The sequence below is a fragment of the Streptomyces sp. NPDC055078 genome (assembly GCF_053607985.1).
Genome location: NZ_JBSGUP010000783.1, coordinates 1 through 2,469 on the forward strand (window position 1 = coordinate 1; position 2,469 = coordinate 2,469).

Annotated in this window: 1 pseudogene; it reads left to right on the forward strand. The window is 72.3% G+C overall.

Features of this window, described 5'->3' with window-relative positions:
- Positions 1–590: 590 nt before the first annotated feature.
- A pseudogene (locus ACWF94_RS36595) lies at positions 591–1,028 on the forward strand (DUF3560 domain-containing protein); the annotation flags it as partial.
- Between the last annotated feature and the right edge of the window lie 1,441 nt (positions 1,029–2,469).

A 2,469-nucleotide genomic window follows, 5' to 3' on the forward strand; every position in this document is an offset into this window, starting at 1 on the left:
GTCCCCATCCCCGAAGGAGGGAACCCATGGCAGTCGTTCAGACCGCCCGCACCCCCAGCATCGCCATCGCCCGCGCCCTGCGCCGGGCGGGTCTCACCCAGGGCCGCGGGAAGGACTTCCGCGTTGAGGGGGAGTACCGCGACGGCGAGCGCGTCGCCACGTACGTCCTCACCCTCACCCAGCACGCGGACGAGACGGTCGCCGCCCGCGCCGACGACATCGAGCGCTGGGCCAGCGAGGACGGCGGCTGGTCGTTCACGGTCTGTGTCCGCTACATCGACGGCAAGCCGCGCCCCTGGACCACGATCAGCAACGGGGCCGTCGAGCGGATCCGCGAGGAGCCGCCCACCACCACCTCCGAGCCCGAGCCGGAGCCCGAGGTGGAGCCGGAGCCGGCGGCCGGCACGGCGGTCCTCGAGGACCCGGCGGAGCCGGAAGGGGAGGAGGAGCAGTCCCCGGCGGCACCCAAGGCGTCGGTCACCATCACCCACACGCGGGCGGAGGGGACGCTCCTGGACGGTTCCAGAAAGGGTGACGGCGTCTTCGAGCTGGTCCGGCCGTTCGGCTTCCGGCCCTTCCGCTCCCTTGGGATGCTCGGCATCCAGCGCTCGCGTGACCGGGAGGCCGACACCTGGCGGATCAACCGCGCGACCGCCGCACTGCGGGACGCCGGATACGAGGTCACCGTCGAGATTGACGAGAGCCAGCGGCGCAGCTTCGCTGAGGCCGAAGCTGAGCGGCTGGACCGAGCCGGTGACCGTGCCGAGCGGTACGGCGACCGCGCCGACCGGGCCGCGAGCAACAGCGACGCCCGGCACAAGGCGGCGCTGGGCGCGCTGGACGGCATCGAGCCCGGCCAGCCGATCCTCGTCGGCCACCACAGTGAGCGCGGCCACCGTCGCGCCATCGAGCGCAGCGACAACCACATGCGGAAGTCGATCGAGGAGCGCGGCAAGGCCGCCCACTACGGCCACCGGGCGGAGGCCGCCGGAAAGTACGAGGAGCGCCGCTACGACCCCAACCGCACCCGGCGGCGGCTGGAGAAGCTGCGGGCGGACCTCCGATGGAACGAGCGCGAGCGCCAGGGGGCATCCGACACCAGCCGGTACGACCGGCGGATCGAGGACCTGAACGAGGAGATCGCCCACTGGGAGGGCATTGTCGAGAAGGCCAAGACGGACGGCGTGAAGCTGTGGGAGGCCGATGACTTCGCCGCCGGCGACTTCGCCAGGTACGGCGGCTCCTGGTACCAGGTGAAGCGGGTCAACCCGAAGACGCTGAGCATCGCGTGGAACCTGCGGCTGGCCCCGAAGCAGGTGATGACGCTGGAGGACGCCACCGACGCCGGATCACTCGGCACGTTCACCATCGACTACAGCAAGATCGTCGCCCGCTGCCCCGAAGAAGCGATGCAGGCGTTCCTCGCGGACGGCAAGGTTCCCGGCACCAAGTCGGCATGGGCGGCCTCCGAGGCGAACCCGGCGAGCGCGGTCCGCGCGGCCCAGGCCGCCAAGCCGAAGGAGAAGCGGCGCAGCGACCCGAAGGTCCCCAAGCGGGTCAAGGTCGTGTCCGAGTGGGACGCCACCGAGGCCACGCTGACTTACCTCGACGGCCAGGGGAAGCCTCACAAGCTGTACGAGCCGGTCACGATCAGCGCGCCGGACGGCCAGAAGTTCACCGAGGCGGCGTCGTCCCGGTCGCTCCTCACGGCGGTGAAACAGCACCTGGAAGAACACGGCTTCCAATACCAGGGTGACCGGTGGTCAGGTGGCCCCCTGCGCGGCCTCATCCGGGCCATCGAGCCCGTCCCGGCCGCGCCCGCCGAGACGGCCCCGGTCGGCGGGCCCGAAGCGGCCCCGGCCCCGGCCCCGGCGGTGGAGGAGCCACCGGCCGACGTGCCGGAGCCCGCCCCGCCCGTGGATGTGCCGGAGCCCGAGGAGCCCCCGGCACCCGAGCCCGCCCCGCCGGTCGAGGACCCGGCGGAGCGGCGGCTCCAGCGTGAGCAGGCCGCGGCCCTCGGCTGGTCGGCCGGTCAGTCCGAACTCGTCATCGCCGCAGCGGCCGGACGGCTCTACCGGCACGCGTTCGGAACGCTGTACTGCCAGGACCAGCCAGGTACCGCGGGCCGGGCCATCTCCAACCACCGCCTGAGCGCCCTCGTGAAGGCAGGGTTCCTCACGGTCGGCGCCCCGGATGCGACCAGGCGGCGCCCCATCCTGGTCACCGTCGACGGCCGCCGGGCCGCCATGGTCTGCAAGCGCTGGAAGCCCCAGCCGGTGGAGATGAACCGCGAGCAGGAGTGCGAGCGGCTGCGCCCCCTCCTCCACGGCGAGCAGGCCCGAAGGCTGGCCCGGCGACGCCCTGCTGCTCGAACCCCGCTCCGGCTACGTCTACGAAGTGGTCCCCAAGAGCGAGGTCGAAGAACTCGTCCTCGAAGAGGTCCCCGACATCGACTACGACAAGATCGGC